This is a genomic window from Paenibacillus sp. J31R30 (assembly GCF_059692115.1).
Genome location: NZ_JCAUAV010000006.1, coordinates 266,264 through 289,688, shown reverse-complemented (window position 1 = coordinate 289,688; position 23,425 = coordinate 266,264). Strand labels below are relative to the sequence as shown.

Annotated in this window: 17 protein-coding genes; 11 read left to right on the top strand and 6 right to left on the bottom strand. The window is 47.0% G+C overall.

Going from position 1 to position 23,425, the window contains the following annotated elements; translation table 11 throughout:
• Positions 1-20: 20 nt before the first annotated feature.
• Positions 21-2,432 (top strand): bifunctional diguanylate cyclase/phosphodiesterase, encoded by a 2,412-nt coding sequence (locus AC58QO_RS21750; protein ID WP_497269152.1) that lies wholly within the window; start codon positions 21-23, stop codon positions 2,430-2,432.
• A 38-nt stretch (positions 2,433-2,470) separates the two neighbouring features.
• Here the strand turns inward: AC58QO_RS21750 and AC58QO_RS21745 are convergent, their stop codons facing one another.
• Together AC58QO_RS21745 and AC58QO_RS21740 are read right to left on the bottom strand one after the other, a co-directional pair.
• Positions 2,471-3,781, bottom strand: a complete 1,311-nt coding sequence (locus tag AC58QO_RS21745; RefSeq protein ID WP_497269150.1) for an aminotransferase class I/II-fold pyridoxal phosphate-dependent enzyme — start codon at positions 3,779-3,781, stop codon at positions 2,471-2,473.
• 748 nt (positions 3,782-4,529) lie between these two features.
• Complete coding sequence (locus tag AC58QO_RS21740) at positions 4,530-5,111, bottom strand: GNAT family N-acetyltransferase (RefSeq protein WP_497269148.1); 582 nt, start codon at positions 5,109-5,111, stop codon at positions 4,530-4,532.
• A 130-nt stretch (positions 5,112-5,241) separates the two neighbouring features.
• Here AC58QO_RS21740 and pdxR point away from each other — a divergent pair, with 130 nt between their 5' ends.
• Both pdxR and AC58QO_RS21730 read left to right on the top strand, forming a co-directional pair.
• The gene (gene pdxR / locus AC58QO_RS21735) at positions 5,242-6,798 is read left to right on the top strand and encodes a MocR-like pyridoxine biosynthesis transcription factor PdxR (protein ID WP_497269146.1); all 1,557 of its coding nucleotides are present in this window, start codon (positions 5,242-5,244) and stop codon (positions 6,796-6,798) included.
• Between the two features lie 138 nt (positions 6,799-6,936).
• The gene (locus tag AC58QO_RS21730; RefSeq protein WP_497269144.1) at positions 6,937-8,376 is read left to right on the top strand and encodes an NAD-dependent malic enzyme; all 1,440 of its coding nucleotides are present in this window, start codon (positions 6,937-6,939) and stop codon (positions 8,374-8,376) included.
• Between the two features lie 1,124 nt (positions 8,377-9,500).
• On the opposite strand, the gene AC58QO_RS21725 is transcribed toward AC58QO_RS21730, so the two are convergent.
• Together AC58QO_RS21725 and asd are read right to left on the bottom strand one after the other, a co-directional pair.
• Positions 9,501-10,760 (bottom strand): MFS transporter, encoded by a 1,260-nt coding sequence (locus tag AC58QO_RS21725; RefSeq protein ID WP_497269142.1) that lies wholly within the window; start codon positions 10,758-10,760, stop codon positions 9,501-9,503.
• A 30-nt stretch (positions 10,761-10,790) separates the two neighbouring features.
• Positions 10,791-11,579: an archaetidylserine decarboxylase gene (gene asd / locus AC58QO_RS21720; protein ID WP_497269140.1), complete on the bottom strand. Its 789-nt coding sequence runs from the start codon at positions 11,577-11,579 to the stop codon at positions 10,791-10,793.
• Between the two features lie 203 nt (positions 11,580-11,782).
• Here asd and AC58QO_RS21715 point away from each other — a divergent pair, with 203 nt between their 5' ends.
• Complete coding sequence (locus AC58QO_RS21715; protein WP_497269138.1) at positions 11,783-12,079, top strand: transposase; 297 nt, start codon at positions 11,783-11,785, stop codon at positions 12,077-12,079.
• A gap of 79 nt (positions 12,080-12,158) precedes the next feature.
• Positions 12,159-13,448, top strand: coding sequence for a beta-N-acetylhexosaminidase (gene nagZ, locus AC58QO_RS21710; RefSeq protein ID WP_497269136.1), 1,290 nt, complete (start codon positions 12,159-12,161; stop codon positions 13,446-13,448).
• Here nagZ and AC58QO_RS21705 read toward each other — a convergent pair.
• Positions 13,435-13,578 carry a hypothetical protein gene (locus AC58QO_RS21705; protein WP_497269134.1) on the bottom strand — a complete coding sequence of 48 codons (144 nt, stop codon included), beginning with the start codon at positions 13,576-13,578 and terminating at the stop codon, positions 13,435-13,437. The two genes, nagZ and AC58QO_RS21705, sit on opposite strands and share 14 nt — an antisense overlap.
• Positions 13,572-14,672, bottom strand: coding sequence for a YheC/YheD family endospore coat-associated protein (locus AC58QO_RS21700; RefSeq protein WP_497269132.1), 1,101 nt, complete (start codon positions 14,670-14,672; stop codon positions 13,572-13,574). The genes AC58QO_RS21705 and AC58QO_RS21700 overlap by 7 nt, the downstream gene beginning before the upstream one ends.
• A 218-nt stretch (positions 14,673-14,890) precedes the next feature.
• On the opposite strand from AC58QO_RS21700, the gene AC58QO_RS21695 reads away from it, so the two are divergent.
• The 6 genes from AC58QO_RS21695 (at position 14,891) to AC58QO_RS21670 (ending at position 23,417) form a co-directional block, all read left to right on the top strand.
• Entirely contained in the window at positions 14,891-16,081 is a 1,191-nt protein-coding gene (locus AC58QO_RS21695; RefSeq protein WP_497269130.1) for a glycosyltransferase family 4 protein, read from the top strand.
• 91 nt (positions 16,082-16,172) lie between these two features.
• A complete protein-coding gene (locus tag AC58QO_RS21690; protein ID WP_497269128.1) occupies positions 16,173-19,505 on the top strand; it encodes a WIAG-tail domain in 3,333 nt (1,110 codons plus the stop codon).
• A gap of 225 nt (positions 19,506-19,730) precedes the next feature.
• Positions 19,731-20,450, top strand: a complete 720-nt coding sequence (locus tag AC58QO_RS21685; RefSeq protein ID WP_497269126.1) for a sugar phosphate nucleotidyltransferase — start codon at positions 19,731-19,733, stop codon at positions 20,448-20,450.
• Positions 20,450-21,451 carry a dTDP-glucose 4,6-dehydratase gene (gene rfbB / locus AC58QO_RS21680; RefSeq protein ID WP_497269125.1) on the top strand — a complete coding sequence of 334 codons (1,002 nt, stop codon included), beginning with the start codon at positions 20,450-20,452 and terminating at the stop codon, positions 21,449-21,451. Before AC58QO_RS21685 ends, rfbB begins: the two co-directional genes overlap by 1 nt.
• Complete coding sequence (rfbD, locus tag AC58QO_RS21675) at positions 21,448-22,335, top strand: dTDP-4-dehydrorhamnose reductase (RefSeq protein ID WP_497269123.1); 888 nt, start codon at positions 21,448-21,450, stop codon at positions 22,333-22,335. Before rfbB ends, rfbD begins: the two co-directional genes overlap by 4 nt.
• The gene (locus AC58QO_RS21670) at positions 22,329-23,417 is read left to right on the top strand and encodes a CgeB family protein (RefSeq protein WP_497269122.1); all 1,089 of its coding nucleotides are present in this window, start codon (positions 22,329-22,331) and stop codon (positions 23,415-23,417) included. The genes rfbD and AC58QO_RS21670 overlap by 7 nt, the downstream gene beginning before the upstream one ends.
• Positions 23,418-23,425: the final 8 nt, after the last annotated feature.

The window sequence follows — 23,425 nt, the reverse complement described above, 5'->3', positions numbered from 1 at the left end:
TAGCAGAAGGAGAGGTAAGCTTGAAATGGAATAGCATTAAATATAAAGCGACAGCCTTATTAGTGATAATCGGATTAGCTTCAATGGTGATTTTCTCTTATTTTTCCTACATAAATACGAAAGCAAGTCTCGAAAAAAAATATTATGATCAGTCCGAACTGGTGCTTAAGCATTCTAGCCAGCAATTTCAAAATATGTTCAGCCATGCAGATCAGTTTATCAAAGAGTTTGCTCAAGTCAAAGAGATTCAAAATGTGCCTACGACGTCCGAACCATTTTGGTTGAAGTCACTTATTGATTTAATGCAAAAAACGATACCGAACAGCAGTGGCATCAAGTTTGGTGTTGTGAATGGCAAGGTATATATAGGCTTATCTGATGATCTTCCTGCTAATTACGATCCTCGGGAGCAAATTTGGTACAAACAGGCTTTACAGACAAATGGGCGGACGGTTTGGTCCGAACCGTATCTAGATTATTTGGATCAAAAGATCATTATGACTGCGTCTCGTACCGTTCAAACAAACTCTGGAAATCTCGTAGGTGTCGTAGGTGTAGATTTCGACTTATCCTCCATCAGCCAAATCATTGGTCATGCGAATATGGGGAAGCAAGGGTTTGTTTTGCTATTGAATCCCAATGGAACAGTCATTGCCAATGAAGAAGGGTACTGGATCGGTGAGCGACTCTTTGGAGACGAGATGGCGCAGATTGTAAAAACGGCTGAAACCGAGCAAACGGCGTATCGCATAAAAGGGAAATCCTACTATTTGAAGCTTGGTACATTAACGCCGAATGGCATGATGGTTGTCACGGGAATAAGCAAGCAGGAAATTAATCAGGACTTATGGAGGATTCATTTGCCGGTCTTTATGATTGGTTTATTTTGTTTGGCCGTGTTTGGTCTCTTTGCATACTTCTTTGCGTTGAGGGGGATAGCTCCAGTAGTGAGACTGGTAACGCTAATGAAGTCGGTAGAGCAGGGAAACTATCATGTACGTGCTAGAGTCGATAGTTATGATGAGGTAAGGGCGCTCGCCAATGGTTTTAATCATATGATCGACGGTATTCGAAATCGAGACCAGGACTTAATTGCATCTAAGGAGAAGAATTACAAATTAGCTTACTTTGATGTCTTAACTAATTTGCTAAATCGCCGAAGCTTAATGGAATCGATAAGTGAGTCTATTAAACGCGCTCATGATGCTAACATAGCCTTCATTTATATTGATTTGGATAATTTCAAGTTGATCAACGACACATTGGGGCATTTGGCAGGTGATGATGTGTTGAAAGCGGTTGCTGATCGATTTCAATCCATCCCTTATGGAGACAAAATGATCGCTCGGATCGGTGGAGATGAATTTATTATCGTTCTGAATCAAGCGGAGGTCAGAGATGATGTAGAAGCTATTTTACAATATATTATTACCGTGCTTATGACACCGATTATGATAAAGGGACAAGCTTACCAGATTTCATCGAGCATTGGGGTCGCCTACTATCCCGAGCACGGTGACCATGCGGAGGAATTACTGCAGAAATCAGATATGGCGATGTACCGAGCTAAACAGAATGGGAAGAATCAGTACAGTATCTATGATGAGAGCATACAGATCCAAATTGCTCGAAAATCAAGAATTGAACATGGGATCAAGGAAGCGCTGCGAAATGAGCAGTTTGAGCTGTACTTCCAGCCCATTTATGAATCTGAAAGCGGGAGAATCGCGAGTGTCGAAGCCTTGCTACGGCACCATTCGCCGGTATTATCTGAAGTATCTACGTTTGAGATTATCCAAATTGCAGAGAAGTCGGGAAGCATTGTCAATATTGAGAAATGGGTATTCAATCGTGCTTGTATGTTTGCAAAGCAGTTAAATGAAGGTAGAAGTCATATGGTAAGAGTGACAATCAACGCATCTGGTCATCATATTATGCAGCCTGAATTTGTAAGTAATGTGCAAAGCATTCTGAACGATACAGCTGTTAATCCTGAATGGATTGGAATTGAGATCACAGAAACGGTGATGATGGAATCTTTCGATTCCAATAAGAGGAAGCTTGAACAGCTGAAAGACTTAGGTATTAAAATGTTGTTAGATGATTTCGGTACGGGTTATTCTTCTCTCAATTATTTAAAGAGCCTGCCGATCGATTATGTAAAAATTGATAAGAGCTTCGTTGATGCCTTGTCTCATTCCGACAGTGACAGCCGAATTATGAAGACGATTATGAAGACCATTGTTGAGCTGTCCCATAATATCGGACTAAAGGTCATAGCCGAAGGAGTCGAACATAAGGAACAATTGGATGTATTGCGTCAATATGAATGTGATAAAGTTCAGGGTTATTACCTCAGTAAACCGATAAGTGCAGAGGCTACTTTGAACTTGCTGAAAGAATATTCGCCCATGATAAAAAGCACTCTCTAACACTGATGAAGTTAGAGAGTGCTTTTATGTTACAGCAGTTATTTATGTGTGGCAACTGCCTCTATTTCTTTAACACTTTGATAAATAAGGTTGAACAACTCTTCCAAGTTGCCTTCTTCGATGCAAGAGAATGCTACGCGAAGGTCAGTCTCGCCTAGCGCGATTGTACCTACACCATGCTGATTCAGCAGATGCACACGCAACGTTTCGGCATCAACAGTTTTGAGCCTCAAGCACATGAAATAACCGGAGTTGAAAGGGTAGTAGCCCCATACATCGTCGAACTTTCCGCTGTCCAAGATGGACTTCGTACGGTTCGCGCGGCCTTTCATGATTTCGTATTTCTCTTGCTTCTGTACATTGAATTCTGGTGAATTCAAAGCATGAAGCACGAAGGTTTGCGATGGATGCGGTCCGCTGGAAATCGTGGCACGAATGATCCCCATTGTTTTCTGCTCGAGCGCACTAAGTAGTGCATCGCTTTGACCCGCATACGTAATGAAGCCTACACGGAAGCCCCAAACGTATTCTTCTTTGGTTGCTCCGTCAACTTTGACAGCAAGCACGCGCGGGTGAAGGTCAGCCAATTGACCGAACAAGGATTCATGCAAGGAATTTTCAAAGAAAAGTCCGAAGTAAGCATCGTCGGTTAGAACAACAACGTTAATGCCAGCTTCTGCTGCTTCATGAATCGCGGCAACAATCGCGTTACCGTCTTCCGCGTCAGGTGTGTAGCCAGTTGGATTGTTAGGGAAATTCAATACGACAATCGCTTTGCCTTTGGACTTCTGAGCGAGAAGCGCTTCACGCAAGCCTTCGGAATTAAAACGCTCTTGCTCGTTATAGAGCGGGTAATTCACGATTTGAGCGCCGCGGCGAATCTCGAAGGTAAGCTCGTAGTTTTCCCAGTTTTTATCAGGGATAATAACGGCATCACCCACATCAGCAAATAGGTCAGCTGCGATACTTAGACCATGTGTCAAAGCATTCGTGACAATCGGATTACCGATGAGCTTACTGCCAATGCTTGGATTCTCTTCGAGCATTTTTTTGCGCCAAGCGGTACGAAGCTCAGGCTTACCAGCAGGTGGAGCGTATTCATATATATCTTTAGGGTTGTAGGTGGAGAGTGTGTCTTGAATGACCTTCAGATGCATAGGCTGACCATTCTCGATGGCAATACCGATCGTTGCATTGAATTTCTTGGCTTTGGCCTTCGCTTCAGCCGATTGGCTAAGAATGCCTTCTTTCGGGAAGTAAATCGATTTACCTAATGCGGATAGCATGTCATGTACGTGAGAATTTTCACGTTGCAGGGTCTCGTTTAGCTGTCTTGCCAAAGGATTCATAAGAGTGGGTCATTCCTTCCAATGAGCGATTCATTTTTTCCCAGTTATTATATCACTTTCATACCTATACGTCACTGCGCTAAACAAATTTTCCGAGGATTTCTAGCGTGCTTACTCGGTACTGTGTGTTTTTGGTACCCATATTGTTACTTTGGGCCAATTACAGACGACGAGAATCTCTTTAAAATAAGGAAGAGCATTGTAAAATCACTCTAGGAAATGCAGGTGAGTGTTCGTGAAATGTACCTATCAATACAAGGATCCTATCATAAAAAGAGGAATGCTTGGTACGGAAGACAATCAATATGGATTCGAAGGCGGCACGGTAATTAGGCTGGATCATACCTACTATTTATAAGAGGGGCTGGTCCCCAACCCAATACACAACGTGTAAATGTAAAAGAAAATGAAATAAAAATGATCAAAAATGCTAAAGTGCACTTATTTTCGGGGGAAACGGCTAAAGATTGAAGAATGCGTGCGAAAGTGCAACCTTTTGGTCGAAAATGCGCCAAAATGAGGAGTGTCGGCAGAAATAGTTGCACTTTCGCAAGCATTTTAGATAGAGAGGTTCATTTGATAAAAAAGGTTGCACATTTACATTTTTCAAGTTGCGCAGCTGTATTCACGACACGAACAAGGTGCTTAAAAAGAGGGTTCCTAGCCACTTAGATGGCTTTTGGGAAACCTCTTTTTAGTTTGTAATAAAAGCAACAAAAAGGAGTAGATGATAGTTTCCTTCTTCCGCTTATCTATTCAAAAAACCCTCCAACCGTTGCTTAACCTGCGGCCACTCTTTATCGAGGATACTGAACATGACCGTGTCACGCACATAGCCGTCGTGAAGCACACGATGCTGACGAAGAACGCCTTCCTTTTGAGCGCCTAGACGAGCAATTGCGGTTTGAGAGCGTTCGTTACGAAGGTCTGTTTTGAGTTGGACACGCAGCAGGTTCAGAGTCTCGAAGCCGTATTGGAGCAGCAAATACTTGCATTCTGAGTTGACGCGTGTACGCCAGACTTGGGGGTTGTACCAGGTATGACCAATTTCTAATTGGCGGTGCGGGGCAGAAATATCAAAAAATCTCGTACTGCCTACGATTTTCTCCTGCTGCTTATCATAGACACTGAAAGGAATACTTTTCCCGGCCTGCTGCTCTTCTAGTGCTTGATGAACGAATTGTTGGACATCGACTAGTCGAGCTAGCGGAGTCATGTAGGACCAGATAGCTGGATCATTGGCTGCCTCGGCTAATTCTGGCATATGCGATTCTTGCAGGGGAAGCAGTGTTACGCGAGTTCCTTCAAGGGTTGGTGGTCGTAGATTCATGGTTTGTATTCTCCTAACATGTGAAAAATAGAATGTGGTTTTAGCTAGCATACGGTATGATTGGATTAATAAAAAGAACCAATATGACTTAATTTATATGTACCACTACAAAGTGAAAAGTAGGGATCTTATGGCTATATATGTGCCATTTCAAGTGTACCTCACACGGTATCCTAGTAAATATGCCGCCTTGTATCATGCGCTTCGCGATGAAATTGTGGGGAATAAGCTGAAGCTGCATACGAAGCTGCCATCCAGCAGGGAATTGGCAGATATGCTAAGCATTTCGAGAGGGACCGTGAATCAAGTGTACGATATGCTGATCGCGGAGGGATATTTGCAGGCGGATGTAGGCAGGGGAACATTCGTTGTATATGCCGATGGTCAGATGCAGCTTCAAGCGCACGCTGGGAAGCAGATTGAATTATCGGCTTGGGGCATGCGGGTGATTGGGACGGCTGGTGCAAGGGAGCAGGGAATAGAAGGGGAACGGGCAAGGACAAGTGAGACTGCTGGCGTAGGGATGCAGGAAGAAAAGCAAGATCGTGTGAATGAGACGGTGAGAGAGGGGAAGCAGCCAGAAAAGCGAGATCGTGCAAGTGCGGAGATTTCGTTCACTGTGGCGCGTCCGCATATGGAACAGTTCCCGCGGGAGCAGTGGAACCGCGGGATGTACGAGCAGGTGCGGCGGATGACGGAATCGCCGCAAGAGGACGCTCACATCGCCGAGGGGCACTACGCGCTTCGCGAAGCGATTGCGCTGCACCTGAGGCGAATGCGGGGCATCGATGCGCCACCAGAACGCATCGTGATCGTCAATGGGTCGATGCAGGCCATTGCCCTGCTGACCCAATTGCTTGTAAACCCGGGCGATCCCGTGGTGCTGGAGCGCCCCGGGTACCAAGGCGCCAGCCGCGCTGTGCTGGCGGCTGGCGGCGTGCCCGTCCACGCGGCGGTGGACGGGCAAGGGCTGATCCCGCAGCCGTGGAACGCGCGGCTGCTGTTCGTGACCCCCAGCCGCCAATTCCCTACGGGGGCGGTGCTGGGGCTGGAGCGCCGCCAGCAGCTGCTGCGCTGGGCGGCGGAGCAAGGCGCTGTCATCGTCGAAGACGATTATGACAGCGAGTTCAGGCACCGCGGGCGGCCGATTGAGCCGCTCAAGGTGCTGGACCAAGAGGGCCGAGTGGTCTACATCGGCACCTTCTCCAAAACGATGCTGCAGGACCTGCGCATCGGCTATGTCGTGCTGCCGGAGGCGCTGCACGACGCTTTCGCAGCCGCGAAGCGGCTATACGAGCCGCACCCGACGGGGCTGCTCGAACAGCGCTCGCTCGCCGCATTCATGGCGAGCGGCGGCTACGAGCGACACCTGCGCCGCATGCGGCGGGTGTACGCGAGCAAGTTCTTGCTCCTGCAGGCGCTGCTGCAGGAGCAGCTGTCCACCCTCTTCGAGTGGGTGGACAGCGATAGCGGGCTGCATCTGTTTGGGTGGTGGCGCGGAGACCTGCGCAGCTACCACGACTATGCAGCCGCATGCAGGGCTGCCGGCGTCTCTTGGACCGACGCCGGCAACTACGCGCTCCCAGACAGGAGAGCAGGCGCCTGCTTCGGATTTGCACATTTGACAGAGACAGAGATCAGGCAAGGAGTCAGTCTGCTTCGGTCGGTTTATGAAGGCCTTTCCTAACTCTGTTCATAAACCATAAAAAGTCTCTATCGCTGCGCAAAAGAAGTCTTTTGGCTGATTGCTTTGATTGCAATAGGTTGTATGTTATTATCTAACATGTGGTCAATTAAATTATTTTTCGTAGGAGTGATCCTTAAGATGGCTGGATTAAATGGCGGAGGCACAAGTGTCATCGTACGTCTGGAAATACATAAAGAACTCGTAACTTTTGGGAAAATTGCTACAGCAATCGGTGATGCGGGCGGAGATATTGTCGCGATTGACGTCACTCGAGCTAGCAAAACAACGACAACACGTGATATTACGGTCAAAGTAAGTGATCCCCAGCATACGGAAACGATTACGAAAGCACTTAAGGTTATTCCAGGTGTTCGCATCATTAACGTATCCGATCAGACCTTCTTGTTACATTTGGGTGGCAAAATTGAAGTTACGCCCAAAGTACCGATTAAAAATCGGGATGATTTGTCCCGCGTATACACACCTGGTGTAGCTAGGGTTTGTATGGCCATTCATGAAGATCCGAGCAAGGCACATTCGTTAACGATAAAAAGGAATACTGTTGCCGTTGTTTCGGATGGTACGGCTGTTCTTGGACTTGGCAATATTGGACCCGAAGCGGCAATGCCCGTGATGGAAGGGAAAGCGATGCTCTTTAAACAAATGGCCGGCGTAGATGCCTTCCCTATTTGCTTAGACACGCAGGATACCGAAGAAATTATCCGTACAGTGAAGGCGATTGCGCCAGGGTTTGGCGGAATTAATTTGGAGGATATCTCCTCGCCGCGTTGTTTTGAAATTGAAGAACGTCTCATTGAAGAGCTTGATATTCCTGTTTTCCATGATGATCAGCACGGAACTGCGGTTGTTATTCTAGCTGGACTGCTGAACGCTGTTAAGTTGGTTGGTAAGCAGTTGGAATCGTGTAAGGTTGTTATCACAGGCATCGGGGCAGCAGGCATTGCATGTACCAAAATGTTGATCTCAGCGGGTGTTACCAATGTCATTGGTGTTGATCGTCAAGGGGCTATTGTTCAAGGAGACGAATTCACGAATAAGACTTGGGAATGGTACGCTGCAAATACGAATCCTGGTCTAGAACGGGGTACATTATCGGATGTCATTTCTGGTGCGGATATTTTCATCGGACTTTCAGGACCAGGGGTACTGAAGCAAGATGATGTGAAACGCATGGCGAAAGATCCGATTGTGTTCGCAATGGCGAATCCAACACCGGAAATCACGCCTGAGGAAGCAGAGCCTTACGTTCGCGTAATGGCGACAGGGCGCTCGGATTATCCGAATCAAATTAATAACGTACTTTGTTTCCCGGGTATTTTCCGCGGCGTGTTGGACTGCCGGGCATCCAAGATCACGCAAGAGATGAAGCTTGCAGCAGCCAAAGCGATTGCAGCAGTTGTGAATGAGGACGAGCTGAACGAATACTATATTATTCCAAGCGTGTTCAATCATGCGGTTGTCGAGAAGGTTAGAGAAGCCGTCATGGAAGCAGCTTATGAATCTGGTGTTGCGCGTCGTCGCAGCCAACGTGAGGCGCATGAACCACAACACGATTAATTGAAAAAAGCAGTTCGGTACAACGCTGGTCACAGCGTGCCGAACTGCTTTTTCTCATGCATCCGCCAAAAGTCTTTGTCATGCGCGATTCAATCGAAAAAATCGAGTTACGTGCGGCGAAAGTGGCAAATGGAGTAATAAGGGTATGGAGCAGAGGCTCGTTCGCAAAAATAGCGCTATGAAAACATCTTATTTACTCGTCTGGTAGAGAATTCGGAAGAATAGCGTTATTATATAGCGTTATTTCGGCATAAACGGTAGGATTCCGTTCTTTTTGATCGAAATAGCGTTATTTTGTAATGCTATTTTTTCGTGGAACATCCATGTGGGGCAATTAGCGTTATGGCGGACCCTTATTTGAAGTCGCATGTGACCGCACCTTTAAGGGGGGGGGACAACCGCCTCTGAAATATACTAGCGCACAAAAATTGTGCTCAAGAGCGGCGTCCCGTCAGCGGCAGCATGCTAGCGCACAAAAATTGTGCTCAAGAGCGGCGTCCGGTCAGCGGCAACATGATAGCGCACAAAAATTGTGCTCAAGAGCAGCGTCCCCGTCAGCGGCAGCATACTAGCGCACAAAAATTGTGCTCAAGAGCGGCGTCCGGTCAGCGGCAATATGCTAGCACACAAAAATTGTGCTCAAGAGCAGCGTCCGGTCAGCGGCAGCATGCTAGCGCACAAAAATTGTGCTCAAGAGCGGCGTCCCGTCAGCGGCAGCATGCTAGCGCACAAAAATTGTGCTCAAGAGCAGCGTCCTCGTCAGAGGCAGTAGGCTAGCGCACAAAAATTGTGCTCAAGAGCGGCGTCCGGTCAGCGGCAACATGCTAGCGCACAAAAATTGTGCTCAAGAGCGGCGTCCCGTCAGCGGCAGCATGCTAGCGCACAAAAATTGTGCTCAAGAGCAGCGTCCTCGTCAGAGGCAGTATGCTAGCGCACAAAAATTGTGCTCAAGAGCTGCGTCCGGTCAGCGGCAGCATGCTAGCGCACAAAAATTGTGCTCAAGAGCAGCGTCCGGTCAGCGGCAGCGACAGTTTCATCAATCGAACTAGCGTAGACTGGGCAGCAGAAATTTTGGCAGGAAAAAAGCCACTTCACAATAATAGGCGAAGTGGCTTTTTCATTTCTTACGCTTGTTCTTCCGTCCATTCCTTCAACTTGCGATCCGTAGGAAGCAAGAATGTGAGTACCCCCAGCAAAGGCAAGAAAGCACATAGCTCCATGACGCGGGTTGTTCCGATGGCATCGCAGAGGTTACCGAGCACGACGCTTCCGATGCCTCCTAGACCAAAGGCGAGACCCGTGATGAGCCCTGATACTGTCCCAACTTTGCCTGGGAAAAGCATTTGAGCATACACGACAGTAACGGAGAAGCTGGATAACAGGATAACACCGATAATGACGAGCAATACATACGCCCAACCGACGGATACATGGGGTAGTAATAAGGCGAATGGTGCTGATCCTAGCATGGAAAAGAAGATGACATTGCGCTTACCGAAGCGATCCGCGATCGGCCCGCCGAAGAAAGTGCCCACAGCTCCCGCTGCTAGGAATAAGAAAATGAAGTTTTGCGCACTGTCGATGGAAATGCCATATGTGTCTTGAAGGAAAAAGGCGAAATAGCCGCTCATCGCCGCGCCATACCAAGAACGAACAAATACAAGGAAAATCAAAACACTGATAGCGAACATGACTTGCTTGCGTCGCTGAGGACTAACGACGCGCTTCACAACGGTTTTGGCTTTCACCGGTGCGTCTTGAAGGACAACTTTGTACCAACGTGCTATGTACAATTGTACAGCGATCGCGACAGCCGCGACGCCGGTAAACCAGATGGATCCGAACAAGCCCAGCGGAATGAAGATCCATTTGGTCATAATCGGAGCCAAGGACTGCCCAGCATTGCCGCCAACTTGGAAGATCGATTGGGCGAGCCCTTTACGGCTTCCGGCAGCCATATGCGAAACACGCGATCCTTCTGGATGGAAGGCAGCCGAGCCTAGTCCGACAAAACAGACAGACAAGAGAACAACCCAATACGAATGTGCAAAAGCGAGCAGCAGCATGCCGATTAACGTCGATGTCATCCCAATTGGCAGCATGTAAGGCGATGGCTTCTTATCGGTATAGAGTCCAACAACGGGCTGCATGATGGATGCTGTAAAGTTGATGGCGAATTGCACCCAGCCGACTTGGGTGTAGCTTAGTCCCATTTCATCTTTCAAAATGGGGAAAATAGCAGGAATTACGGATTGAATCGAATCGTTGAGCAAATGAACAAGCCCGATTGCGAATAAAATCCGATAAACAGTTGGTTTGATATCTCCAATCCCTTGCAAGCTCTTCGAGCTATGGTTAGGAGATGGTGTTGAAATGGATGCCATGGTTTTCTCCTCTCAGGTTCTGTTTCCCGACTAGGTGTCCAAGAAACGTCCGAGGTCTTCGCCCATTTTTACTTTTGAGCCTAGCTTCAGATCAGGACGCGGTTCGAACATCCCATCTTCAAATAGCAGTACAACGGTTGAGCCGAACTCGAAATAAGCGAGCTCTTGACCACGCTCGAGCTTAGTCGGAAGAGGTGTCACATATTGAATGGAGCTCACATTGAGTGCGCCAACTTTGACAACGGCTACTTCTCCAGAGGCATGTTGAATGAAAGTGATCAGACGCTCGTTACGGCTCAGCACGCGTTTCATATGACGAAGGCCGAACTCATTAACAGGATACACTTTCCCGAGTACATGCTCTTTCTCTAAGATATCACCTGAAATAGGTGAATGGATCCGGTGATAATCCGTCGGGCTCAAATACAAGACGAAATAAAAACCATTATTGTAGTTCACCGTGCGCGGTGAGCGGTTAAGCAGCTCGTCAATAGTATAGTCTTGACCTTTGACATTGACGATCAAGCCCTCTTTGATATCACCAATACCTGTAATCATGGCATCCACAGGACTGACAACACGAGTCGTGTCTTCGTGAATCGGACGCAAGCCTGGTTTCAATCTGCGCGTGAAGAAATCATTCAGGGACTTATACTCCTTGATATGCTTCTCAGCATCTTCAATACGAATGCCATAGGTTTGGGCAAAGCGTGGGATAAATAACCGGCTTATTTTGGAACGGGCAAGGGCACCTGTCAGTTGAGAGACCCATTTGCGTGAAGACAACTCGGTCAATAATCGGAAAAAAGGTTTAGACATAGATCATAAACTCCTGTTCATTCGTTGGTTAGGAGGGACTTCGGCATTTGCACAAAGTATCCTATTAGCGGTTCTTCGCTAATCTTGCCACAGAAAGGTAAAAGAATCAATTGCCTATTGCTCATTTTCATAGGAGAGGCAAAGATGGTTTCTGTATTTTCGACAAGAAAAACGTCAATGCTGTTGAAGAGGTGAAAGTGAAGATGTCGATCATTATCGTTATATTTGTTATTTTGATTCCGCTGGTGATGCTGTGTAGTGCTTGGTTACTGCCCCCCTTCAAACCGGTGTTCGAGGGAGCAGCGGTACTATGCGCGTATGTGGTTGGTGTAATCAGCTCCCTGAGTGTGTACCAGATCCTTCGGGATGATACGGTATTCATGACGAATATCCATGTTGTTTTTACGAACAAGCTGTTTCTGTTCACTGGCGCTTATCTAGGTGCTTATGGCATTTATGCCTTGTTGCTTTGTTTTTTGAAAGGTCTTCGAAGTGATTAAAGCCACAATGCAACGATTTCTATGAATGGAGCGTCTACTCTATAGTTGATTGTGAAAGTAAAGACAGGCAGGTGACCCTATGAAACAAGTGTTATTCCCAAAAATGCGACGAATTGGAATCATAGGCGGACTTATGCTTCTAATCACGGGTTGTAATTCACATTCGAACGTTCAGCCAACGGGATCTCCCATACCAAGTACTGCGCCTGCAAGTGTTTCACCGTCATCGAAGCCAACATCTACGCCAATCCCAACGTCTTCACCATCCCCGGTGGCGACGATAGGTCTTCCAAAGTTGACCTTGGATGAGAAGCTGGGTCAGATGATTATTGCGGGTATCGATGAGTACAGTATGAACGAGGAAGCGCGACAATTGATTGCAACCTACCATGTGGGCGGCATTATTCTGTACAAGCCGAATGTGAAAGATACGAAACAATTGGTAAGCCTAGTTAACGATTTGAAAAAGACGAATGCGGCGAACAAGCTTCCGCTATGGCTTGGCGTCGACGAAGAGGGCGGTAGGGTAACGCGTCTGCCTGATGAAATTTCGAAAACACCGACAAGTCAGACGATTGGAAAATCAGGTAAAACGCAATTGGCCCACAATATCGGTCAACTGCTGGGGAAAGAATTGAATGCCTATGGGCTTAATATGGATTTCGCGCCTGACTTAGACATTAATAGCAATCCGAAAAATCCAGTCATTGGCGACAGGTCTTTTGGAGCGAACGCAGCCCTCGTAAGCAGTTTCGGTATTCCGATGATGAATGGCTTGCAAGAGATGAAGGTCGTTCCGGTGGTGAAGCATTTTCCGGGACATGGCGATACAGCTGTAGATTCACATATTGGTCTTCCTGTTGTGCAAAATGACCTGGCTCGACTGCGTAAGTTTGAGCTGATTCCTTTTGCCGATGCGATCAAGCATCAGGCGGATGCTATTATGGTCGCGCATATTCTGCTGCCCAAAATCGATACGAAGTATCCGGCTTCGATGTCGAAGACGATTATGACGGATCTGCTGCGCAAGGAGCTCGGCTTCAACGGGCTTATCATGACCGATGATATGACGATGGGCGCGATTGCGGAAAATTATGAGATGGGTGAAGCCGCCGTCAAGTCTGTGCTTGCGGGCTCCAATGTCGTGATGGTCGGTCACGATCCGCAGAAAGCGATAGCCGTTATAAGCGCGCTGCGTACCGCTGTTGAAGCGGGACGGATACCGATGGACACGATTGATCAGAGTGTGGCACAGATTTATAAGCTGAAACAGAAGTATCAGCTTCAAGATCGTCCTGTGACGGCTCCGGATCCGAAGGTATTAAATGCGGAGGTTCAGCGTGTACTCGCCCCACTTAACGCCAAGTAGGTTCTTGGCAGCAAGCGTAAGGCAATTCGTGTGCTGCACGATGTTCGGCAACTACACGCTTGAACCCAAAAAACACCGTACCACCGAGAACATCTCGGAAGTACGGTGTTTTTTTGTAACGTCTTAGCATGGCGGTGTGCCGCCTCCTAAGATGAATTTGGCATAGGCTATTGGGTTGTAATAGGTAGCCTTCCAACAATCCTGCATGTCTGCTTCACGGAAGCTGTAGCGTTGATCCTTACTGTTGCATTCGATAAATAGGGGAACCCCCTCATTGGTCATGGCAATGTCGAGTCCCAAATCAGCTAAGTTCGGCAGCTCTGTGCTGAGTTGCTGAGCAACCAAGATCGCAAAGTTAGTCATCTGGAGACAAATTTTTTCAGGATCAAGCTGCGGATAGTGTTCGTTCAATATATCGGACAAGGATTTCAACCTCCCGCCATGCGCGACATTCGTGATGAAATGTGATTGGGAGGCTACTTTGGCAACCATACCGGTAACCCCCCATGCACCTTCTGCCCCGCGTTGAACGGATATGCGGAGATCAAAGGGACGTCCCTCAACAGTGGCTAGCGGCAGGCATTGTTGAACCATATAGCTGCTCTTTTGAATCCTCCGGCGGAGAAGGACGGGCAATTGTTGGCGGAACTTGAACGTTCGCCAAGTCCGATTCGTCAGCTTCATATTTACTGGATAGGTAAGCTTCCATAAATGCCCTTGTCGCTCTAATTTCATCACACCGCGCCCGATGCTAGAATTGGTTGGCTTGATAATCAGTGAGTCAAAGGCGTCCATCATGGCTTTCACATTTTCGATGGTTGCTGGAAATGTGCAGGGAAGGTGGGGGCGAATATGCTCGTTTTTCATTAATAGGTCATGTATGCGCATCTTACTATAGCGGTTCCAATGATTAAACAGTGTCACGCCTCTGCGTGTCCATCCATCCAAAACTTTCGCTGAAGCCGTATCTAAATAAATCGCCCGGTTATGAATGACTTTAGGAAGATCGGACCATTTTCTTTTGAAATGGTGGCCATCTTGTACATAAGCGTATACTTTCATAGTTTTCATATGAACATCTTGAATTCGGAAATAACAAGGCGTAAGGCCATAGAGTTTACCGGCATCCTCGTAAAATCGAATAGCTTCGTATTGTGTGTTCCCTAGAGGAATACCTGCAAACAAGGAATCGTTAACTAAAATACCCACATAGGGATTACTCATTGACTTCACTCCCTCTCGAATTGGGGCCTGAATGCTCACCGAAAACGGAATCACTCTTAGTTTATGGAAAAAGAACGCCACTTGTTTGTACAAACGCTGATACTTTCTTGTGAAACCGGGACAGATGCCCATGCTTTAGCACTTTATCCGCATATGTATAGAAGGAAGAAGTGAAATGGGGTGGGTCTGAGCCTCATCTCATCCAGGAGGCTCAGAAATTGAAGACTAAACGGAAGCCCCAATCGAATCGTCTCGTCATCGTCACACCTGGATCTTTTCCAATACCCTCAGGGACTAGCAGCTCGGTCGAGCAGGTGGTTCATAAGACAGCGGAGCAACTGGTTAAGTGCATGCCTGTGGTCGTATTGGGCAGGAAGGTATCTTATCAGCCTGTGAAGGAAATACGCCAAGGTGTAACGTATCAGAGAGTACCTTATCAGGGGCAAGCCGCTTATATTTCGCATGTTGATAGACGAATTGCACAGCTAAGTCCAGGTATTATTCAAGTGGAAAATCGGCCGCGTTTCCTTCCCTTTCTTCGCAAACGATACCCTCATGCCATCCTAAGTCTTGTCCTCCATTCCACTTCATTTATTACTAGGCCTTATATTTCCAATACTTCGTTAGCCAATTGTTTGCTTGCAGCCGATGTCATTATCGTGAATAGCGACTTTCTCAAGCGATTTCTGCAAAAAAAGGCACCAACCGCTGCCCAGAAAATAGTCACGCATTATTTGGGTGTTGATGTCGCGCAGTTTACATCCAAATGGACGAAGGAAGGGACTGAATCCCGCTCCATTATGCGCAAAGAGCTAGATTGTGAGCATCGCAAAATCATTTTATATGTGGGCAGATTGATCCCGAAGAAAGGTGTTCATCATCTGCTGACAGCGATGCAAAGTGTCACTAAGAGCGAACCAAGCGCGAAGCTGGTTATCATAGGTAGTGCTTTCTATGGGTCTAAAAAAGTAACCACTTATGTAAAGCAATTAGTTAAAGCAGCGAAAGCTATGCCTGGCTATGTAAAATTTATTCCGTACGTGAAGCATCAAGAGATGCCCAAATGGGTCCGAATTGCCGATGTTCTCGTCGTCCCTTCCATCGGCAATGAAGCTTTCGGCCTTGTGAATGTAGAAGCGATGGCTACCGGAGTTCCTGTTGTCGCGACGAGAATAGGCGGGATTCAAGAGGTTGTGGAGGATGGACAAACAGGCTGCTTAATTGACCCGAAGGCAATTGAAACGGAGCTCCCAGCGTGTGTCATACGGTTACTGAAAGATGAAAGCCAGCAGCGGAAGCTGGGGGAGAACGGGATCAAAAGGGTGGATGAGATGTTCACTTGGCAGAGAGCCGCAGAGGTTAGGTCATCTTTGTACAGTCAAATGTTGAAGGAAACGGCTCTTGTCTAGGTTAGCGCACATTTTTGGGGGCTAATGTACTTATTAAGGCGAGAATGAATATGTTACCAATGATAAATCTTGGCGAATGGAGAGGAGTCATATGAATAAGCGAAAGATCGGCAACACCCAGAAGGCGAACGTGCATAAAGTGAACTCCAATTTGAACGAATTAAAATGGCTCGATGAATCACCGACAAAGTCAGACAAAGTGGTCGATCAGCCCAAACTAATAGCGAAAACGAATCCGCCTGCTCCGGAGAAGGTGGAGCCCATCAAAGTCTTGTCGGTACCCAAGGTTACCGAACAGGTCACGCCTGACTTATTACTGACGGAGCGTAAAACAGGAAAATTCGTTGACCCGGTTGTTTATACGGATGACATTGTAGATGAAGCGGTAACATGGGATAAACTTGCAAGCCGGTCGATAGATGAGACGAAAATAAAACCGTTTAGCATTGGCGTCAAATCGATCAAAGATGGAGCCATTGAACACTCCAAGCTGGCTCAAGCAAGCGTAACGCGTCCGAAAATTGCCAATCAAGCGATCCATGATGAACACGTTGCACCCAACAGTATTGCGGGCGATAAAATTCAAGATAACACATTGTCTGGAGGGAAGCTGTTCGATAGCAGTATTACATCCGCCAAAATTGCTGATAAATCGGTTGATGCCACGAAGCTGGCAGACGGTGCCATTTTGCCGCAACATATATCAGAACTGATTATTACGAGTGACCTGATTGATCAACAAGCGATCACATCAGATAAAATTCGTAGTGGAGCCGTACAGACGAAGCATTTGGCTAATTATACTATCGACACGGCAAAGCTCATGGATGCTTCCATCACCTCTGCGAAATTGAGAGATGGTGCAGTTACGGAAGAGAAATTGGGGATGGACAGCGTCGGTTCAGCTCATATTCAGGGAGAAAGTATTCTTACGGATCATCTAAGGAAACATTCGATCACCACAGATAATCTGGTTGATCAGGCTGTAACAGGAGCTAAGCTAGCTCCCCAGGCTGTAGATTCGATTCATCTTGCACAATCCGCAGTGAGAGGCGTTCATATTGAGGGCGCTGAGGTAACCAGTTACCACATCGCTGATCAAGCCATTCGGACGAAACATATTGGAGAAGGCGCCATAGAGACGAAGCTCATTCAAGATGGTGCGATTACGGTTGCGAAATTGGCCGAAAAGATCGTAGCGAGTAAACATATCACTCCGCTAGCTATTGAGACTGGCCACTTGAACGAAGAAGTCATTTCAAGCAGCAAATTACAAGATGGTGCTGTCACGGCAGATAAGCTTGCGCAAGGTGCCATTATCGCCAAACACATTGGTTCACATATGATTCGAACTGAGCATCTGGAGGAAAATGTAGTATCTACCTCCAAAATTGCTGCTGGTTCCGTCATTACAGATAAACTGGCAGAAGGCAGTGTCGTTAATTCTAAGATCAAGGATGAAAGTGTCACTTCAGGTAAAATCGCGTACCGCTCCATACTGGCGGCTCATTTGCAGGAAGAGATCATTTCATCCAGCCACATCGTCAAAGGCGCGATTGGTGAGAAACAAATCGATTTGCATGCGATTCATCGCAATCATATTGCAGACGAAGCCATTACAACGAGACATATTCAGGAAGAATGCATTACGACGAGTAAGCTTGCTGAAGAAGCCGTAACAACGGCGAAAATAGCTTCGCTGTCAATTGAATCACGCCATTTGCAAGATGAAATTATTGAGGGTGTTCATATTAAACCGGGAGCAATTACTTCCGATCATTTGGCGCAAGGCTCCATTACACTGGATGTATTCGCAGATCGCAGTCTAGTGGGCAGTAAACTGCAGGAGAACGCCATTTCCACAGAAATCTTAGCAGACGGTGCTGTTACGGAAGAGAAGCTCGCGAATGGAGCAGTAGGCACACAGCATCTTCAAGCGGAATCGGTCACTACGCGTATCATTGAGGATCAAGCTATTACGAACGCGAAGCTAGAGGATCATGTGGTGACATCCGATAAGCTGGCTGATGGAAGTGTAATCAGTACGAAGATTTCAATTAAAGCAGTGAATTCAGAGCATATTATTGACGGTGCGATCACAGCTTCGAAATTGGCAAATGAAAGTGTACATGGCAGCAAGCTGGCTCCCGGTGCGGTCGTTGCACGGCATTTGGCGGATGGCTCCGTTATTAGCTCGAAAGTTGCCTTTCGTGCAATCAATAGCGAGCATCTGGCAGAAGGCTCAGTCGTGGGTACTAAGCTTGCGAATGACAGCGTAGATGGCTCGAAGATCATGCAGGGCGCGATCACAGACGAACATCTGTCACATGGTGTGGTGAATGGGGCGAAGCTGGCGCTTGGTGCTGTAAGCAATCAGCATCTGGTTGCAGGTGCCATTGACAGTGAAAAGTTGGCAGTGAACTCGGTAGACAGCAGTAAACTAATGTCTGGTGCTGTTCAGAACTATCATTTTGCAGATCAGGCGGTATATGGGGCGAAATTGGCTTCTGGAAGTGTGGATAGCAGCAAGCTGGCGGAAGATGCTGTACACACAGAGCATCTGACTGATCAAGCTGTAGTTGGCTCCAAGCTGGCATCCGGAAGTGTGGATAGCAGTAAAATCATGTATGGTGCGATTCAACGAGAACATTTGTCGGACTTTATCATTGATGGATTGAAACTTTCCTTAGGCTCCGTGACAAGCAGCCATCTGGCTCCTGGATCTATTGATGGATGGAAGCTGCTGGATGGCAGTGTAGATAGCACGAAGCTAAACTCGGATGCCGTTGGAAGCGAACATCTTCAAGACGAAGCCGTTACAGGTAGTAAGCTTGCGCCTAGCAGCGTAGACAGAAGTAAGCTCGCTTTCGGTGCTGTGAATGGCGATCACCTTGCAGATGAAGCTGTGACTGGATCGAAGCTGTCCAATAACAGTATTGATGGCAGCAAAGTGATGGACGGCGCGATTGATACAGCACAGCTAGCAGATGGCAGCGTAGACAGTTATAAGCTGGCTCAGGGAGCGGTTACTGATTTCCATCTAGCTACAGGTAGTGTGGATGGAACGAAGCTTCAAGCTGGGGCTATCACGAATCAACATATCGCAGACGCCTCCCTTACTGTGACGAAGTTGGCAGATAGTGTTGTGCGAGCCCCTTCGCAGCAGAGAAATGTGCTGCAGCAGTTTGGACTTGAGCCCTTTGTCATGAAGATTCAAGATGAAACGATTGAATTGGTGCTCCGCTTTGAAGAGGAATATGTGGATACGAACTATGTGTTAACGGCGATCACGAATCATCCAGCGTGCTATGTGATTGTTAGTCAGAAGTCTAAGGGCAGCGCGGTGCTGTCCATCATTCGAGCCAAGTTTTCACCTGATCAACAAGGGATCGTCAATTGGATGGCTATCGGGAAGAGTTTGTAATCGAATAGGAGGGAGTCCTTCCATCAGCAAACAAAAAACGGAGTATCGCAACCTATGCGAGACTACCGTTTTTTGTGTTGAGTTGCGATTCGATAGATAGATGACCAATTTTCAATTTAGGGTTGTTCGTCCAATTTCCGTCTATCATGAAAGCATATGATAGTAGAAATGGATGTGACTATGCACCATACGAAACATAAGAGCAATCGTGAAGGGGGATGACTTGTGAAAGGTGTCGTGCTTGCAGGAGGAACAGGAAGTCGTTTACGCCCTTTGACGCATATTATCAATAAACATTTGCTTCCTGTTGGTGACCTGCCGATGATTCAATATGCCATTCATAAACTAGGTCATGCAGGAGTTCAGGATATACTCATCATCACCGGGAAACAATCTGCGGGCTTATATCTTGATTATTTGGGCAGCGGTGAATCATTCGGCGTCAATCTGACTTATAAGATTCAAGAGAAAGCCGGAGGAATTGCGCAAGCCTTGGCCTTGGCAGAGGATTTCGTGCTGGAGGATGAGAAATTCGTGGTCATTCTAGGGGATAACTTATTCCAAGATCCACTCTCGCCTATGATTGAAGCTTATAAGGATCAATCCAAAGGGGCTATGGTCATTTTAAAAGTGGTAGAAGACCCTAGAAGGTATGGCGTAGCGCAAATGAGAAATGAGCAAATTGTACGTATTGAAGAAAAACCGGAGCATCCAAGTTCCCCTTACGCGGTGACAGGTATTTATTTATATGATTCTACTGTGTTTAACATTATTAAATCGCAGTCGCCTTCAGCAAGAGGAGAGATGGAAATCACAGATGTGAACAATGTGTATGCGGCATCAGGCACACTTTCTCATATGTTTCTCACAGGATGGTGGATTGACGCGGGGACACATGAATCGCTCTTTCAGGCCACTCTTTTAGTTAGGAAGGAGAACTACTAATGCAATCGTTGCTTGTAACGGGCGGTATGGGGTTTATTGGAAGTAACTTTATTCATTATTGGAAGAAACATCATCCAGAAGATCGTGTGATCAATGTCGATTTACTTACGTATGCAGGAAATAAGGACAATGCCACAATGTTGGAGGGGCAGGCTGGTTATCAATTTGTACATGGAGATATTGGCGATGAGGCACTCATGATGAGGCTGTTGCAAGGCATCGATGTGGTTGTTCACTTTGCGGCTGAATCTCATGTAGATCGAAGTATTCATAACCCTGGAAGCTTTGTGATGACGAATGTGGTTGGCACGCAGATATTGCTCGAAGCCGCGCGCCAGCGGAAGGTTAAGAAGTTTATTCATATCTCCACAGATGAGGTCTATGGCACACTTGGGGAAGATGGTGCTTTCAGTGAAGTGACACCATTAGCTCCGAATTCTCCCTACTCGGCAAGCAAAGCTGGCTCTGATCTGCTTGTTAGAGCTTACTATGAAACGTATGGTTTCCCTGCAGTGATTACACGTTGCTCCAATAATTATGGTCCCCGCCAATTTCCCGAGAAGCTGATCCCTCTCTTAATTACCCGTGCCCTTCGCGATGAAAAGATACCCTTATATGGTGATGGATTGAATGTACGAGACTGGTTGTATGTAGACGATCATTGCTCTGCCATTGAATGCGTAATTGCATCTGGTGTACCTGGGGAAGTGTACAATGTTGGCGGTCAGAACGAGCGGACGAATCTGGCAGTTGTCCAAAGCATTTTGAAGATGCTGGGCAAACCCGAGTCATTAATTCAATATGTAGCGGATCGGCTTGGACATGATCGGCGATATGCCATCGACAGCTCAAAGATACGTCGCGAGTTAGGGTGGGTGCCAGCGTACACATTTGAAAATGGATTGCAAAAGACGTTGGACTGGTATGTCCAAGAAAGCGAATGGTGCGCCCGCATTGCAGACGGTTCGTACCGAATCGATAAAGAAGCTGATCCCACTTGAAAATAGTTATTACGGGAGCAGGCGGGCAACTAGGCTATGACCTTAAGCGTGCACTGAGTCCCCTGCATGAGGTCATTTCTTGGGATAAAGAGAAATTGGATATTAGACATGAGCAAGTAGTCATGGAGAAGCTGTTGAACGAACGGCCGGACGTAGTTGTGCATGCTGCTGCTTATACGAATGTTGATAGAGCTGAATTCGAGAAGGAGTTAGCCTATCAAGTAAATGCATTAGGTGCCCTTCATATTTCGAATGCTTGTGAGATTCTTGGAGCCAAGCTCGTCTACGTCAGCACGGATTATGTGTTTGATGGAACGAAGTCCATGCCTTATGAAGAGAACGATATGCCGAATCCGCTCAATACCTACGGAGAATCCAAGCTTCTTGGAGAGAAATTCGTCACAATGAGCTGTTTGAAGCATTTTATCGTACGAACTTCTTGGTTATATGGACTGAAAGGAACAAATTTTGTTACCAAAGTATTGGAGAAGGCGCGCGATAATCCGACGCTATCCATCGTGGATGATCAATTTGGCTCACCTACGTATAGTTTGGATCTGGCGCTTTTCATTCGTGAACTCATCGAAACGGACAGATATGGTCTCTATCATGCCTCAAATCAAGGCGTATGCTCCAGGTATGAATTCGCCCTGCACATTCTCCAGGCGGCTGGCATGAAGGATGTTTCTCTCAAGGCTGTGCCTACTCATTTATTTCCACCAGCGCCAGCACCAAGACCGATGTACACGGCATTTGCACACAAGGCCATACGAGACAATGGGTTTACGCCATTGCGAGATTGGCGATCGGCACTGGATTTCTTTTTACAGGTTGATTATTACGATACAGCTGTTAGAGCTAAGAGGGTGAAGGAAACATGGTGATACGTAACCGTATTGCGGAGGGACGCAGCCAAGGATTTCAGGCTGGTTGGGAAAGTGGCTTTCGCATGGGCAGATGCCAGTTTGCAATCGACACCTGCCACCCAGCGCCAATTCCGTTGCGAGAAGCAAGTGTTCTATTTATCGTTCAAGGGTTTGATGCGATTGATCAAGGTATTATTCAGGGCTTACAGCAGACCGTGCATGTCGTGCATGCAGCCGTAGCTGCCGATATGCTCCGATTAGCCAGAGAGCTTAGGCCGAATCTGGTACTTGTCATGAATGGTCTTCATGTTTTCCCGGTTGATCATGCTCATCACATAGATCTAGTTAGGCAGATGGGGATTCGCACCGCTATCTGGTTTGCGGACGATCCCTATTTTACTGACCATACAGCCGCATTAGCCCCTCATTATGACTATGTATTCACGCACGAAATGTCTTGTGTACCGTTCTACCAAGGGATCGGCTGCGGGCAAGTTCACTACTTGCCTTTGGCGGCTAGTCCAGCCGTGTTTAAGCCTGTGCATGTAGGACCTGAGTATCGAAGCGATATCTGCTTCATTGGCATGGGCTTTCCTAACCGGATCGCCCTTTTTAATGAGCTAACCCCCTTTTTGCTAGGGAAAAAAGTGGTTATTGCCGGGGGGCTCTGGGATCGGCTGGCGCACTATGAGCTGCTCCGACATGGGATTAAGCCACACTTTGTTCCGATTGAAGAGTCCGTTAAGTATTATAACGGTGCCAAAATTGTACTAAACATCCACAGGCTCACCTATCATGAAACCTTTAATAAGAACAGTAGAAATATTCCTGGCCTTTCAATTAATCCTAGGACGTATGAGATCGCTGGGTGCGGCACGCTGCAATTAACGGATTATCGTCAGGATCTGGAACAGTATTATCGAATTGGACATGAAATCGAAACCTTCCATACGACGGGAGAGCTTCTTCATAAAATGAGTCATTACTTAATTCATGAAGAGGCCCGATTGCGTATTGCGATTAATGGGATGAGAAGAACACGCATGGAGCACTCATTCGCATCCCGCTTAGTTAAGCTGTTAGACATTGTATTCGCCTAGAAGGATAG

What these genes read in the sequence shown, in the direction of transcription:
- pdxR (WP_497269146.1), top strand. Translation starts at nt 5,242, where the DNA reads ATGGCTATATATGTGCCATTTCAAGTGTACCTCACACGGTATCCTAGT.
- AC58QO_RS21745 (WP_497269150.1), bottom strand. Translation starts at nt 3,781, where the DNA reads ATGAATCCTTTGGCAAGACAGCTAAACGAGACCCTGCAACGTGAAAAT.
- AC58QO_RS21690 (WP_497269128.1), top strand. Translation starts at nt 16,173, where the DNA reads ATGAATAAGCGAAAGATCGGCAACACCCAGAAGGCGAACGTGCATAAA.
- asd (WP_497269140.1), bottom strand. Translation starts at nt 11,579, where the DNA reads ATGTCTAAACCTTTTTTCCGATTATTGACCGAGTTGTCTTCACGCAAA.
- AC58QO_RS21715 (WP_497269138.1), top strand. Translation starts at nt 11,783, where the DNA reads ATGTCGATCATTATCGTTATATTTGTTATTTTGATTCCGCTGGTGATG.
- AC58QO_RS21730 (WP_497269144.1), top strand. Translation starts at nt 6,937, where the DNA reads ATGGCTGGATTAAATGGCGGAGGCACAAGTGTCATCGTACGTCTGGAA.
- nagZ (WP_497269136.1), top strand. Translation starts at nt 12,159, where the DNA reads ATGAAACAAGTGTTATTCCCAAAAATGCGACGAATTGGAATCATAGGC.
- AC58QO_RS21670 (WP_497269122.1), top strand. Translation starts at nt 22,329, where the DNA reads ATGGTGATACGTAACCGTATTGCGGAGGGACGCAGCCAAGGATTTCAG.
- AC58QO_RS21725 (WP_497269142.1), bottom strand. Translation starts at nt 10,760, where the DNA reads ATGGCATCCATTTCAACACCATCTCCTAACCATAGCTCGAAGAGCTTG.
- AC58QO_RS21700 (WP_497269132.1), bottom strand. Translation starts at nt 14,672, where the DNA reads ATGAGTAATCCCTATGTGGGTATTTTAGTTAACGATTCCTTGTTTGCA.
- rfbB (WP_497269125.1), top strand. Translation starts at nt 20,450, where the DNA reads ATGCAATCGTTGCTTGTAACGGGCGGTATGGGGTTTATTGGAAGTAAC.
- AC58QO_RS21740 (WP_497269148.1), bottom strand. Translation starts at nt 5,111, where the DNA reads ATGAATCTACGACCACCAACCCTTGAAGGAACTCGCGTAACACTGCTT.
- AC58QO_RS21705 (WP_497269134.1), bottom strand. Translation starts at nt 13,578, where the DNA reads ATGCTAAGACGTTACAAAAAAACACCGTACTTCCGAGATGTTCTCGGT.